At 34.9% G+C, this 14133-nt stretch carries 14 protein-coding genes; 2 read left to right on the top strand and 12 right to left on the bottom strand.

The features are described from left to right. Positions 1-53: 53 nt before the first annotated feature. From QTL86_RS15970 to QTL86_RS15980, 3 genes are all read right to left on the bottom strand, one after another. Complete coding sequence (locus QTL86_RS15970) at positions 54-695, bottom strand: TetR/AcrR family transcriptional regulator (protein WP_410495404.1); 642 nt, start codon at positions 693-695, stop codon at positions 54-56. A 131-nt stretch (positions 696-826) separates the two neighbouring features. Next, the gene (locus tag QTL86_RS15975; protein ID WP_410495405.1) at positions 827-1777 is read right to left on the bottom strand and encodes an aldo/keto reductase; all 951 of its coding nucleotides are present in this window, start codon (positions 1775-1777) and stop codon (positions 827-829) included. Between the two features lie 12 nt (positions 1778-1789). Further along, a complete protein-coding gene (locus tag QTL86_RS15980; RefSeq protein WP_410495406.1) occupies positions 1790-2383 on the bottom strand; it encodes a Crp/Fnr family transcriptional regulator in 594 nt (197 codons plus the stop codon). A 918-nt stretch (positions 2384-3301) separates the two neighbouring features. On the opposite strand from QTL86_RS15980, the gene QTL86_RS15985 reads away from it, so the two are divergent. Further along, positions 3302-3619, top strand: a complete 318-nt coding sequence (locus QTL86_RS15985; protein ID WP_410495407.1) for a DUF3784 domain-containing protein — start codon at positions 3302-3304, stop codon at positions 3617-3619. An 86-nt stretch (positions 3620-3705) separates the two neighbouring features. Here the strand turns inward: QTL86_RS15985 and add are convergent, their stop codons facing one another. From add to QTL86_RS16015, 6 genes are all read right to left on the bottom strand, one after another. After that, on the bottom strand, positions 3706-4659 hold the full coding sequence (add, locus tag QTL86_RS15990) for an adenosine deaminase (protein ID WP_410495408.1): 954 nt from the start codon (positions 4657-4659) through the stop codon (positions 3706-3708). 2 nt (positions 4660-4661) lie between these two features. Beyond that, positions 4662-5609 carry an ABC transporter permease gene (locus QTL86_RS15995; protein WP_410495409.1) on the bottom strand — a complete coding sequence of 316 codons (948 nt, stop codon included), beginning with the start codon at positions 5607-5609 and terminating at the stop codon, positions 4662-4664. A gap of 15 nt (positions 5610-5624) precedes the next feature. Next, positions 5625-6698, bottom strand: coding sequence for an ABC transporter permease (locus QTL86_RS16000; protein ID WP_013655388.1), 1074 nt, complete (start codon positions 6696-6698; stop codon positions 5625-5627). After that, on the bottom strand, positions 6691-8244 hold the full coding sequence (locus QTL86_RS16005; RefSeq protein ID WP_410495410.1) for an ABC transporter ATP-binding protein: 1554 nt from the start codon (positions 8242-8244) through the stop codon (positions 6691-6693). The genes QTL86_RS16000 and QTL86_RS16005 overlap by 8 nt, the downstream gene beginning before the upstream one ends. A gap of 213 nt (positions 8245-8457) precedes the next feature. Continuing rightward, a complete protein-coding gene (locus tag QTL86_RS16010) occupies positions 8458-9606 on the bottom strand; it encodes a BMP family ABC transporter substrate-binding protein (RefSeq protein WP_410495411.1) in 1149 nt (382 codons plus the stop codon). A gap of 4 nt (positions 9607-9610) precedes the next feature. After that, entirely contained in the window at positions 9611-10930 is a 1320-nt protein-coding gene (locus tag QTL86_RS16015) for an amidohydrolase (RefSeq protein WP_410495412.1), read from the bottom strand. Between the two features lie 373 nt (positions 10931-11303). Here QTL86_RS16015 and QTL86_RS16020 point away from each other — a divergent pair, with 373 nt between their 5' ends. Beyond that, the gene (locus QTL86_RS16020) at positions 11304-12119 is read left to right on the top strand and encodes an MBL fold metallo-hydrolase (RefSeq protein WP_127065417.1); all 816 of its coding nucleotides are present in this window, start codon (positions 11304-11306) and stop codon (positions 12117-12119) included. A gap of 237 nt (positions 12120-12356) precedes the next feature. Here QTL86_RS16020 and QTL86_RS16025 read toward each other — a convergent pair whose 3' ends face one another. The 3 genes from QTL86_RS16025 to QTL86_RS16035 all read right to left on the bottom strand — a co-directional run bounded on the left by QTL86_RS16025 (position 12357) and on the right by QTL86_RS16035 (position 14007). Next, complete coding sequence (locus QTL86_RS16025) at positions 12357-12593, bottom strand: glutaredoxin domain-containing protein (RefSeq protein ID WP_127065416.1); 237 nt, start codon at positions 12591-12593, stop codon at positions 12357-12359. A 13-nt stretch (positions 12594-12606) separates the two neighbouring features. After that, positions 12607-13536, bottom strand: coding sequence for a thioredoxin-disulfide reductase (gene trxB / locus QTL86_RS16030; protein WP_127065415.1), 930 nt, complete (start codon positions 13534-13536; stop codon positions 12607-12609). A gap of 192 nt (positions 13537-13728) precedes the next feature. Then, the gene (locus QTL86_RS16035; RefSeq protein WP_013655381.1) at positions 13729-14007 is read right to left on the bottom strand and encodes a hypothetical protein; all 279 of its coding nucleotides are present in this window, start codon (positions 14005-14007) and stop codon (positions 13729-13731) included. Between the last annotated feature and the right edge of the window lie 126 nt (positions 14008-14133).

The following is a 14133-nucleotide window of genomic DNA, read 5'->3' on the forward strand; positions in this document are numbered from 1 at the left end:
ATACCGAACGTCGGTATGTATCTATTCAAAATAAAAACCCTTTCGGGCTTTTATTATTTTTCACTTACTACATCATAATAGTCTGTCACTACTTCTAAAAATCCTTTATTTACTAGTGGTATACCTAGGTTATCTACTACTTCCTTTAGGCAGTTAATCTTTGCTATAAAAGCATCTCGATCTACTTTAAACAAACTTGGGTTCACCCATGCATTAATCAAAATGGCTATTATTTGTGCTGCTTCCTTTGGTTGATTTACCTTCATAGATCCATCCTTGTTACCATTTTCAATAAACCACTCAAACATTGGTGCTAACTCGTTCACTGTTACATTTAGTTGCCTTACTACAATTTGAGGATTCTTTAATAAAGGTGTACTCATCTTATCTAGCATACGTTTATTACTACTGCCTAGTTCAGTGAGCATAGCTGTTCGCATCTTCTCTAAAGCATTGTTACCTAGAATCTGGTCTAAAGATCTACTCCAAATGCCTTCATAATAATTAGTTTCACAAATCTTGTTGAGTATGTCTTCTTTACTTTTAAAGTGATGATAAATAGCACCTTTAGACATACCTAATTCCTCTATAATATCTTGAATAGAAGTTTCATCATAACCCTTTTCATAAAAAAGCTTATATGAAACCTCTAAAATCTTTTTCACTGTTTCTTCTGGATACTTATTTCTTGCCATTTGTCACCTCGTATACATACCGTCGTTATGTATGTATATTATAACAATTTTATCTTTAAGTCAATCTGTTTCTTCTGATTATTCTATACAGCTAATTAGCTAGCTTTTCTATTTACCAAACTGCCCTTACGTTAGTTTTCCCAGCTTGCTTTTACATTAACACCTACATCTTTTGCTAGTCTTTCTAAGCCTTTTACCTCTTTTGCTGTTAATTCAATTTCAAAGGCCTTTGATAAATCCTCTACTTGTTCTTTTTTAGTAACACCTATAATAGGGACAGTCCCTTTAGCTAATGCCCAAGCTATAGTAATTTGTGCGGGTGTAGCCTTATATTGTTCTCCTAGGTCTCTTAGTCCTTTTAGTAAGCCTTGGATTTGATTAAGTACTTCAACTGGAAAAGCTTTTGCTCTTCTTGTGCCTCTCTTAAAAGGGTGCTCACCATCATATCTTCCCGTTAAGGCACCTTGTTCTAGTACCATATAGGAAAAGAAAACTACCTGGTTTTCCTTACACCACTTTAAAATGCCGGTTTCTTCAGATACTTGGTATAACAAGCTATAATGATTTTGTACAGCCGAAAGCTTGAAGCCTGCTTGTTTTAAAATCTGGTCTGCTTCTTTAACTTGCTCAAGATTGTGGTTAGATACGCCTACATATTTTACTTCTTCCTGTTTTAATAGAGGAATAAGCTCTTTAGTCCACTTCTGGACATTCGCCGGACTATGAATCCAATATAAATCTACTTGTTCTACACCAAGCCTACAGCAACTTTTCTTTAAAAATCTACCTACTGCTTTTCTAGTTTGTAAGCCTAAAGGTGTAAATTTAGTAGATAAAATCACATTAGGATTGTTTTTTATACAGCTTCCTAAAATCTTTTCTGCTGCTCCCATACCATAAACAGCTGCTGTGTCCCATAAATTAAATCCTTGCTTCATAGCTAGCTCAAAAACCGGCTTAAGATCTTCTTCTCCATAGCTGTTTCCAAAAATCTGATTTCCACCATTAATACCCGTACCCCATGACCAAGTACCTAATGCTATGGCTGGAATTTCTGTATCTCCTAATTTGGCATACTTCATCTCTTCTCCCCCTTAATTTTCTTCTCTTATTGTTTTTCTTATTCTACTTAATGACACTGGTGTAATGCCTAGGTAAGAAGCTATATAACTTTGATTAACTCGCTCTTCTAACTTAGGATAATACCTTTTAAAATCTAGATATCTTTCAGTCGCACTTTTAAGTAAAAAGCTACTTTCTCTTTCAATCTTATAGTGAATACTCTCTTCTAATAGGTTGATATAAAATTTTGTAAAGTAAGAGGAAGTATGGATTAATTTTTTTATCTGCTGCCCTGGTATAACGAGTACCTTGCTACTTTCCAATGCTTCAATACAACACGGTGAAGCTTTTTCATTAAAAAGTGTTTCAACTCCAAAGCCGCTTCCTTCTGGGGTAAAAATCCTTGTTACATCATTCCCCTCTCGATCAATATAGTAACTTCGAAATATACCGTTAACCACAAAGTAGAATTCTGCCGGCTTATCTCCTACATGGACAATCACTTCTCCCTTAGGAATACTTTTTAGGAAAATATTTTCTAGGCCTATTTCTTGAATTCCTATAGGCATTTTTTCTTGACTTATTCCTTCAATCACTTGCTGTAATTGTACTAAAGCCTCCTGCATCTCTCTCCTCCTTTATAGATAAACTTCTTTAGTTCATTTCTCTCCATTATAGAACACTATAATTTTTATGTAATTATCATATGATAAGTATTTAAAAAATTAAGTTTTTATATTATTATCTTATCATATAGCTAATAATGAAAGTGAGGAAGCCCATGCCCATTTTTCCTTCTACTAATACTACTCTCTCTAATGAATTCACCATTTACTCAACTTTCCCCTTTGACGAAGTATGCACTATACTCAAAGAAGAAACCTCCAAAAATATTTGGTCAAGTAAAAAAACTACTTATTGGGGCGCTCCAAAATTTATAGGTAAGATCCATCCTACTAACTTCCGTATACTTTGCAAACAATATAGTAATTCCGTTACTTGCCTTACTATTGGTAAAAAGGATCAAAATGATAATCATATTATTCATCTCACTCAGTCACTTACTTATGGTATCAAATTATTTATGTATATCTCCTTCTTTTTTTGCTTTACTATATCCTTATTAACAATAATAGCTAGCATTGCTTTAATTCACCAGGGGGGTCTCCTCTATTTAATCTCTTTATTTTTTCCTTGTATCGTATACTTAATATCAAAGAAAGTACTGGAATATATGTTCTCATCTGAAGCTAGGCTTATAAAAGACTTTCTAGTTGAAAATTTACATGCTACTATTATTTCTTCACCTACTAATCAAATATAATTTCACTCAAAAGCTAAATAGGCGTAAGCACCCAATGAGCTTACGCCTATTTAGCGTGAAAAAATTTATTATCTGTAATCATGTCACTATATTATTACTTATACATATAGTTTAAAATAAGGTAACACAAATAAATATTTCTTGAGCTAGATCACTAAAAGAATTGGAGGGCTGCATGATAACGTATAAGTAAAGATTATTTATAAAATAGGAGGTAATGATGTTTTCTATTGGTATAGTTTTTACAATTCTTTTCATTTCACTTGGAAGTATCTTACTACGGGGAAAAGGCATCAGAATGTTATCTGTATATAATATGTTACCTAAATCTCGAAAAGCAACGATTTATAAAGAAGCATTATGTCAATTTATGGGCAAAATATTTTTTGGCTTTGCATTTGGCAGTATGCTTTGGATTATCGGCGGTGCTATTAACTCTTCAACAGTAATTGTACTTGGACTTATTATTATTGCATTTTTAGCTATAGCTTCAACGATTTATGTTCTAACAACAAATCATTTTAATAGCAATAAATAATTAATAGATATTTTAATAGCCAAAGAATCTCTGCATAAAGAGTTTCTTTGGCTATTTATTTTATAAGTTATTTAGTTTGATACAGCTTATTTGATAAAAGCAGCTTCTCTAGCATACTTTTGCATAGTTCTGATTTCTTCATCAGTAAAGCCTAACTGTGTTTTTAAAATTTCAATTTCCTTGTGAATGTTCGTATTAGATACTGTCATGTTATCTGAGTTAAAGGTTACTTTAACCCCTGCATCAAATAACTGCTTAATAGGATGCTCTTTAAGGCTAGGCACTAATTTCGTATGGTAATTACTTGTTACACAAACTTCTAAAGTAATATCCTTTTCGATAAGCTCTTGAATAAGCGTCTCATCTTCTATAGCCATTACGCCATGTCCAATACGTTTAGCACCATATTCTAAAGCCTTTCTCATGCTTTCTGGGCCTGATACTTCACCTATTGCTTCTCCTGCATGAATTGTTACTGGAAGCCCATATTCTTTGACCTTAGCAAAAACAGGTTCGAACATTTTAGTAGGGAATAAAGACTCTGCCCCAGCTAAGTCTACAGCGCATACAATCTCACCCATATACTTCTTAGCTACTTCTACTGTTTCTAAGTTTTTCTCTTCAATATCCGCTCCTCGCATACAGCATAAAATAAGGCCGCAGCGAATAGCTGGATATTTTTCCATTCCTCTTTTAACCCCTTTCATAGCCGCTGCTACTACTTGGTCTTGTGTTAAGCCCTCCGCTGTAGAAAACTGTGGTGCAAAGCGAATCTCTGCATACGTTACACCTAGTTTGTGTAAGTCCTCTACTAACTCAAAACTTACTCTTTCTATTGCCATTTCTGTTTGAAGAAGCATAATTGGTAAATCAAAACGCTTTAAACATTCATGTAGAGTTGGGCAATCTTCTGGTACCTCCATCAGATTTCTAAGTTCTTTTAAATCCTCTGTAGGTAAAGTAATATTTTGGATTTTCGCTAAATCAAGTGCTGTTTCCACTCTTAGTGAACCATCTAGATGTAAATGTAATTCAATCATAACTATTCCCCTTGCATTAGTCTTTGTTTTTTAAGTTTTTGTTTATGCTTATGACTGCAGTACCATGTATAGGCAATGGTAATCATTAAGTATGGCATAAGTTGTACGAATTGAAGTGGAATAGATGCCCCTTGTAAGTAATTGGAAAGACTTTCACAGAATCCGAAAAGGAGTGAAGTAAAGAATCCTACAATGGCGTTTCCTGCTGCGATAGCTTGTGTTGCTAAGGCAATGTAACCACGTCCTGCTGTCATACCTGATGAGAATAGTCCTACATAACCCATGGATAAGAAGGCACCACCCATACCAGCTAAAATACCACTTAAGCTTAAAGCAATATATTTAATCTTTTTAACAGAAACTCCTACAGATTCCATAGCTTCTGGTGATTCACCAACGGCGCGAATGTGCATACCAAGTCTTGTGTACTTAAACATAGCCCATACAACGAATACTAAAATAAGTGCTATATAAGTGAGTACATGATGACCTGATAAAATTTGTCCTATTACTGGAATATCTTCAATAATAGGAATATTAATGCTTGGTAGTTTTAAAGAAGGAAGTGAAGTTGAGGCTCCTTTTTCTCCTGTAATAAGGTAAAGGAAAAAGATCGTTCCTCCTGAAGCAAAAGTATTAAGCGCAATCCCTGAAATAATAATATTGGATTTTAACTTAAGCGCAAAGTAAGCTAAAATATTACTCATTAAAAAGCCAGCAAATATAGCTCCTAAAAGCCCTATCCACGCATTTTGCGTAAAAGCACTTACCACTACCCCTGTAAAAGCTGACATAAGCATTGTACCTTCTAAAGCAATATTACTTGAACCTGATCTGGAAGCAATGATTGCTCCTAATGTTGTCAGTAGTACTGGTGTCGCACTACGGAACATGGCAAAATAAAATTCAGGAAGTGTTAACGTATTTAAAATGTCTAATAATAATTCCATGGTCTATTCTCCCTCCTATTCGCCATAACTGCTTAACGCTTTTTTAGATTCTTGTCTTTGTTTAACCACTGCAAGGAAACGTTCTGCTGTGATAAATAAGATTAATACAGCTTGTACAATAGCGACAAGTTCATTTTGTACATCTGATCTTCTAGACATTAAGTCTGCCCCTACACGAATATATCCTAGGAAGAAGGCTGCAAGTGGTACATATTTAGGATTATTTCCTGCTAAAATTGTAATAATAACCCCATCCCAAGCATAACTTGGTGAGTCTTGCCAGTTAAAGCGATTATACATACCCGCTTGTTCTACTGCACCACCCATACCTGCTATGGCACCTGCTAACATTTGAGTTAAGATAATCACTTTTCCAATGTTAATTCCTGAATGCTTAGCAAACTCTGGATTACTTCCTACAAGGCGAATTTCATAACCAAATTTTGTTTTATATACTAAGATATAAAGTAAGACTGCTACTGCTATAGCAATTAAGAAACCATAGTGGAGCTTTGTTCCACTTACCATGTTTCCAAGGCTACTTGTTGATTCGTATTTTAAAGAAGCAAAAGTCCCTGCACTTCTATCAATAAGGTGTTTATTAACAAGGTAAATACCTGTGAAGAAAAAGACATTATTAAGCATTAACGATGTTACAAGCTCATTCGCATGGCATTTTACCTTTAAAATAGCAGGGATACTACCAATCACAGCACCTACTGCTGCTGCTGCTAAAATCATCACTATTGGATGAATACCTGCTGGAAGAGCCATTTTAATAGCAATAGCTGCTGCTACTGCTCCCCCCATGTAAAGAGCACCATCTGCAATCATGGAGAAGTTTCCTGATTTGAATACAATGCTTAGTGCCAAACCAGTAAACATTAAAGGAATACTACTTTCTAATACATTAAAGAAGTGTCTTTTAGACTGTAATGGTCCTAAGAATAGGTTATAAATAGCTGTACCTGGTTCTTTACTAATGCTAAAGATAATAGCTACTGTTATCCCAACTGCAATTAGTATGGCTACCATTAAACGAAGTAAGGCAAAGCTATTAATATGATTTTTTAATCCTTTTCTACTCATGGTAGGCTCCTCCTAGTTTTTCTTTTGAATCTTGTTTAACCCCTAGCATGTAGAGCCCTAGTTCATTTTCTGTTGCTGTTTTAGCATCTTCAATATACCCGACAATTTTTCCTTCATGCATGACTAAAATACTATCACTTAAAGATAAAATTTCAGATAGGTCTGCTGATACTAATAAAATTGCTTTCCTTCTTTCTCTCATATCGAGGATTTTTTTCCTAATGAATTCAATAGCACCTACGTCTACCCCTCTAGTTGGTTGGTTAATAATAAGAAGCTCTGGGTTATATTCATATTCACGTCCTACAATCAATTTTTGGATATTCCCACCTGATAGTTCTCCAATAGATTGTTTATTATGATCGTATTTAACTTTGAAATCCTTTAAGATTTTTTCTGTAAAAGCAGCTATTTTTTTGCTACTTAATAAGCCATGGCTTTTTAGCTCATTCGTATAATAAATTTTTGAAATAGCATTATCTTCTAGAGAAAGTTTTGGTGCGCTACCGTATCTCATTCTATCTTCTGATACGTGTGAAATACCAGCTTCTTGACGTTTTAAAATTGGTAATTTAGAAATGTCTTTACCCTTTAAATGAATCTGCCCTGATGACTGCTTAAGCGCTCCTACAATCACCTCTACTAATTCAGATTGACCATTGCCATCAATACCTGCTATCCCTAAGATTTGACCCTCACGAATAGAAAAAGAGACATGATCTACTTTTTGCTTACCAAATTGATTCACATACACTAAATCCTTAACAGAAACAACTGTTTTTCCAAAATGAGGTGCTGACTTTTCCATGTTTAAGTTAACATCTCTACCTACCATTAACCTTGAGATTTCTTGCTCACTTAAGTCACTAATCTCATAAGTTCCCATGGTTTTCCCATCACGTAAAATAGTCATACGATTACAAAGTTCTTTTACTTCATTGAGCTTATGTGAAATAAAGATAATCGTATGTCCTTTTTCTCTTAACAGTTTAAGCTGCTCAAATAGCTCTTGCGTCTCTTGAGGTGTTAGTACAGCAGTAGGCTCATCTAAAATCAGAATCTTTGCCCCTCTATAAAGTGCTTTTAATATCTCTAATTTTTGTCTCATTGCCAGGGAAATATTTTCCACCTGTGCTTTAGCATCTACTGTTAAGTTATAGGCCTTTGATAATTCCTCTGTAATCTTAACAGCTTGTTTTCTATCTACTAAACCGTTCTTTCTTGGCTCTGCACCTAAAATAAGGTTCTCTGCTACTGTCATAGATGGCACTTGCATAAAGTGTTGGTGTACCATCCCTATCCCTTTTGCAATAGCACATTTAGATGATGCAAACGCCACTGGCTCTCCTTTAATAAGGATTTCTCCGCTAGTTGGAGATGTCATCCCAAATAGCATTTTCATAAGAGTAGATTTACCCGCTCCATTTTCACCTACCAAAGCATGGATTTCTCCTTCGTAAATATCTAACTGAACCTCATGATTGGCTACAACACCACCAGGGTATACCTTCGTAATCTTTCTGGCCTCTAATATTTTCTGCTCCATAAGGATTTCCTTTCCGTGTATTTTTGATAAAGAGAGGGCATCACGATACTCCCGTAATACCCCCTCCTATTTATTATCCGATGACTACCTTACACTATTCCTTTCAGATTGACTCGGCAATTGTTACATTCTGTGATGTATACTCTAATAAAGATTTCTAACTAAATAACCCTAAATCTTTTCATTATTCATTCTTCATTCTTCATTGCTACTCTATTGAGCGCTAGAAATGATTCCTTTTAATGTTGCTTCATCCATACCATATGCTGTATCAACACTTACTTCACCAGCAAGTAAGCTAGCTTTAGCATCTTCTACTGTTGTGCGAATCTCTTCTGAAACAACACTTTGATAAATACTGTTGTCTGCAAGACCTACTGCATTTTCTGCAAGACCAAGTAATTCGTAAGTACCATATGGAAGGTTACCTTCTAAATCTCTCTCGATAGATGAGAAGATTGTTGTACCTACACCTTTAATAGCAGAAGAAATGATAAACTCTGCTTCTTCACTACCTTCATAAGCAAGCGCTTGGTCTGAATCTACCCCGATTACGTATTTTTTGCTTTCTGCTGCAGCTTCAATAACACCTACTGAAGCTGGACCTGCTGCTACGAATACACAGTCAGCACCTGAAGCGTATTGCGTTAAAGCAAGTTCTTTTGCTTTAGCAGAGTCTACGTAAGAACCTACGTAAGAAACAAGTACTTTAATATCTGGATTAATGAATTGTGCCCCTTGGATAAATCCAACTGCTGAGTCATTGATAACCGCTGCTGTATCTTTTGCACCTACGAAACCAATTGTAGCTTCTTCATTTGCATAAGTCATATCAGAAGTTGTTGTGCTAGCTGCAAGTACACCTGCAAGGAACGCTGCTTCGTTTTGTTTGTAGCTCATAGAATATACATTGCTTAAATCGCTTGCTGCATAGTCTACGTCTGTATCAAAAATGATGTATTTTTTATCTGGGAATAAAGGAGCTGTTTGCTCAAGAATCTCTTTCATATCCCATGTTCCTACAATGATAATGTCTGAGTCAGATTCAGAAGCATCTAATAAAGAACCTTCGAATTTTGTTTTGTCATTACCCATTTCAATCATTTCAACTTCAACTTTATCACTAAGCTGTTCTGCTACTTGTTTCATACCTGTTTGAGCTGAATCATTGAAAGCTTTATCTCCGAAAGAACCTGTTACTAATAAGCTTACTTTTACTTTTTCACCATTAGTTTCATTTGTTCCTGCTTCAGTTTGTGCTCCTTCCTCTGGTTTACTTTCTGCTGGTGCACTAGAACATCCTGTAAATAAGGCTGCTGTAAGTAATGATGTGAGTAGTACTCTAGCCCATTTCTTTGTCATCTTCTTATTCTCCTTTTTTATAAATAGTTGTTTTATTGAATCCATCTAGCATTGCTAAATAGGCTTCTTTGCTCATAATAGGGTTAAACTTTTCTTTAATGTCATAAGCTTTTTTACCACCATCTGATAGAAGGTCAATAATGGTATCTATAAAATAAGCGGCTGGTATATGGTAAGCTTGCTCATAGTCAGCTGTTCTAAAATCACAGCCGTGCATTGTTCCTGTAAAGCCACCTACACCAATCTCAACAATTGGATATAAGCTTGATAAGTCTCCCATATCTCCAGAAGCAAATCCATGTGTTCCTTGGGCAATTCTTTCTGATGACACATAATTTAAAATGTGTGTTTTAACAAGTTCTGTTAAGTTCTTATCTTGATGAAGAGGCAAGTAGCCTGGTGTATCTATAATCTCTAAGTCACAGCCAATAGCAAGTGCTCCTGCTCTTAAAGCTCTTGTTACTTTCTGATCTGTTTCTAAGATGGCATCCACTGTCTTTGCACGTACATACATTTCCATTGTTACTCGCTCTGGAACTGTATTAACAGTTTGACCACCTTCTTTGACTACAAAGTGTACACGAATAGCATCTTCCTCACGGAAGGTCTCCCTTAAGAAATTAATACCTGTCATGGCTAAATTAGCTGCATTTAAGGCATTAATACCACCAGCTGGATTACTTCCTGCATGAGCACCCTTACCATGGAAAATAGCTTTCTTACATAAGAAGCCATTTAATCCTGCACCAATCTCCGCGTCATAAACATTCATATCAAGTCCCATGGTATGACAAGATAAGATGAGGGCCATATCATCAAATACCCCTAGTTCAATCATTTCTTGTTTTCCTGAAGCGTGCTTGATCTTACCTTCTGCAATAAGTCCTTTGCGATACTCTAAATCACAAAATTCTTCTGCAGGTGTGACTACTAAAGTGACCTTCCCGCAAAGCTGGTCCATTACCTTAGCTTTATTAAGTGATAGGAACACACCCATCATTGCTCCGATTTGCGCATAATGTCCACAAGTATGGGCGGCGTTGTCTTCTTTATTAGCATAAGGGTGATTGAGTGTTGGCACACCATCTAGTTCACAAATCAGTCCAATATGTGGTCCTGGCTTACCAGAATCAAGCGTAGCCAAAATTCCCGTATATGCTACATGATCTTGATAAGGGATCCCTTCTGCTTCTAATATTTCTTTTACTTTACCAGCTGTTCGAACTTCTTTATAACCTAATTCAGGATGTTTATAAATATCTTCTGCTAGTTCTATTGTTTGCTTGATGGTTTCATCAAATATGTGTTTCATTTTAGCGTCCATGTTGTCATCCTTTCCTTCAAGTCAATTCTTTTGTCTGTTTATTGCTTATCATTACTTAACTTCTACTGCTAAAAGAGGTAAAATTATGTATTAAATACTGTCTGTCATACCTATTCAACATTTATAAAATTAAATCCATACGTTATTATCAATTGTGTAATTAGCATTTTTTAACATATCCATAGGTTTTTCCGAACATTATTTGTGTTTACCCTTACTTATGTTCGAAATTACGATTGTCTCGAATATATCATGATTGTCGAATTTTGTCAATCAATTACAACTATGTTTAAATTTTTGTTTTAGTTGCAAATCTTCCCCTTATCCTCTAAACTATTAGCTATGCATAAATAACTTATTTAGGAGGTATACCTTGAAACTAAAAGTGCTTGTAGATAATAACACCTATATAGATCAATATTATTTCGGCGAGCCTGCTGTATCTTACTATATTGAAGATGGAGATACCAAAATACTATTTGATGCGGGTTATTCGGACTTATATATACAAAACGCAAAGAAATTAAATGTGCCATTAAAGGAAATATCCACCATTGCTATTTCTCATGGACATAATGATCACACAGGAGGCTTAGCTTATTTACAAAACTCAGAGGCCTTTGACCTATCTAACCTTAAAATTCTAGCTCACCCAGATACTTTTTCTAAAAAGGTCATAGGTGATTTAGAAATTGGATGTCCTATATCCAAGGAAGAGTTAGAGAACTTCGTTACTCTAGATTTAGTTAAAACACCTATTAAAATCAGCCCTAACCTTACCTACTTAGGTGAGATTCCCAGAGTTCATGATTTTGAAAATACAGGACCCATTGGACAATGCCAATGTGGTTGTCATCCTCTAGAAGATGATTACTTAATGGATGATACAGCTTTGGTCTATCAAACTTCTGAAGGTTTATATGTGATCACAGGCTGCTCACATAGTGGTATTTGCAATATCATCGAGCATGCAAAGAAAGTTTGTCAGTGTGATACAATCTTAGGCGTTATAGGCGGTTTTCACCTCTTTGACCTCTCTTCTAGACTGGACTATACCATTGATTATTTTAAGAAACACAACATTAAAGAACTTTATCCTTGCCACTGTGTTTCTTTCCAGGTCAAAGCAGCTATGCATCAAGAACTCCCTATTCATGAAGTAGGTGTAGGTCTAGAAATTAACTGGTAATACTTTACTATCAAAAAACGAGGAACTTATATTATAAGCTCCTCGTTTTTTGATACTCTATATTTTAAATTGTCCTACAATAGCATCTAGCTCTGTAACAATTCCACTTATCTGAATATGTATTTAAGGCATCCACTGCTTATTATCACTATAAATTTGTTTCTTTCATAAATACACTTAGATATAGTTCAAATCTTTAGTTAACAAAAAAGGAAGGCTCTTCACCCTCCTCCTGCATTATTTATCCAATGTTGCTAGTGCTGCATCTATTTTTTGTTTATCAAATCCAATAATAACTTGGTCGTTAATTGTTGTTACAGGTACTGATCTTTGACCTGAAATCTGCTCAACAATATCTCTATCCTCTTTAGCATCAGCTACTATTACTGCTTCGTATGGTATATTCTTACTTTCTAAATACTTTTTCACTTTATTACATGGTCCACACCATTCTACTGAATATACTTTTATCATATTTTATTCCTCCTTATTGCCTTGCAATATATTGTTCTGCTTTTAGCGCAGCTATTGTTCCATCAGCTACTGCTGTTGTGATTTGTCTAAATTCCTTTTCTCTTACATCACCTGCTACATATACACCTTTAATGTTAGTTTCCATACTTTCATTAGCTTTAATGTAACCATTCTCAGTAAGATGCACGTATTCTTTAAATAAATCTGTTTTAGGTTCAGTTCCTATATAACCAAATACCGCTTTAATAGGTATTTCTTTCATTTCATCAGTTTGTGTATTTTTAACCATTGCTACTTCAACAAAGTTGTCTCCTGCTACATCTACTAAATCCCAGTTATACATAATCTCTATATTAGGCGTATGCTCTACTTCTTCTAACGTCTTAGCCTCAGCTTTAAAATAATCATATCTTCTAATAATAATTACTTTCTTAGCAAGTTTAGCTAAAAATAAGGCTTCTTCCAGTGCCGCATTACCACCACCTACAACAGCAATCTCTTCATCTTTGTAGCTTGCACCATCACATACAGCGCAGTAATGAATACCTTTACCTAAATACTTCTGTTCACCCGGAATAGGAAGTGACTTAGGCTTTGCTCCTGTAGCAATAATAACTGCTTTAGGTTTGTAGATGTAATCACCTGTTTCTACTATTTTCTCCTCATCACTTAACGAAACCTGTTCTATTGCATCAAACTCATCAATAATAGCACCTGTCTCTGTAGCTTGTCCTTCTATTTTGTCAGCTAATTCATTACCTTTAATGCTATTAAAGCCTGGATAATTTTCTATTGTATAGCTTAACCTAACTTGTCCACCTATTACATCTTTCTCAAGTACAAGTGTTTCAAGACCAGCTCTAGCAGCATAAATAGCAGCTGTAAGTCCTGCTGGGCCTGCACCGATGATTATTAAGTCTATCTCTTTGATTGGTTTAGTCATTTTAGGACTCCTTTCTTCTATCTAGCTTGCTCCCTTATTAGTTTATTTAAACCTAGTACTCTGTATAATTTTGAAATCTCTTCTCATTTAAGATACCAAATTTCTTATTAAAATACAATAAGGCACTTTTAAGTAACCCATTCTCAGTTAGTAGCTAGTAAGCCCGCATGCTTATGTAACTAGCCTCTGAAGCTACCATCTATTTGGTTTGGTTAATTTAATAATTTCTTCGCCTAATTCCCCTAGTTCATCCTTGTACCTTGCATATTGCATCTTAGTTTCCGATTTTTCACCTAGAGCTTCTATACAAATTTTCAAGCAATCTATAGTTTCTTGCAGGTATTGTAAAATCCTATCGGACTCAATTATTTCATCTTGTTTAGCATTTCTAAGTAACATCAAGTGTTTCTCTGCCCTTAATTTAGCATCCTTATATATTGTAACTAACTTTGATTCTTCATTTTGATACATTTCTTTCCCCTCCTTCGATTTATACTAAGTATTGACTTATCTATCCTACAATAATTAATTACTTTTATTATTTTTTATTGATTTGATAGACGAAAATCTTCTTATAAGTTCTTGTAAATATAAAAA

The sequence above is a fragment of the Cellulosilyticum sp. ST5 genome, from assembly GCF_046529625.1.
Taxonomy (GTDB): Bacteria; Bacillota; Clostridia; order Lachnospirales; family Cellulosilyticaceae; genus Cellulosilyticum; species Cellulosilyticum lentocellum.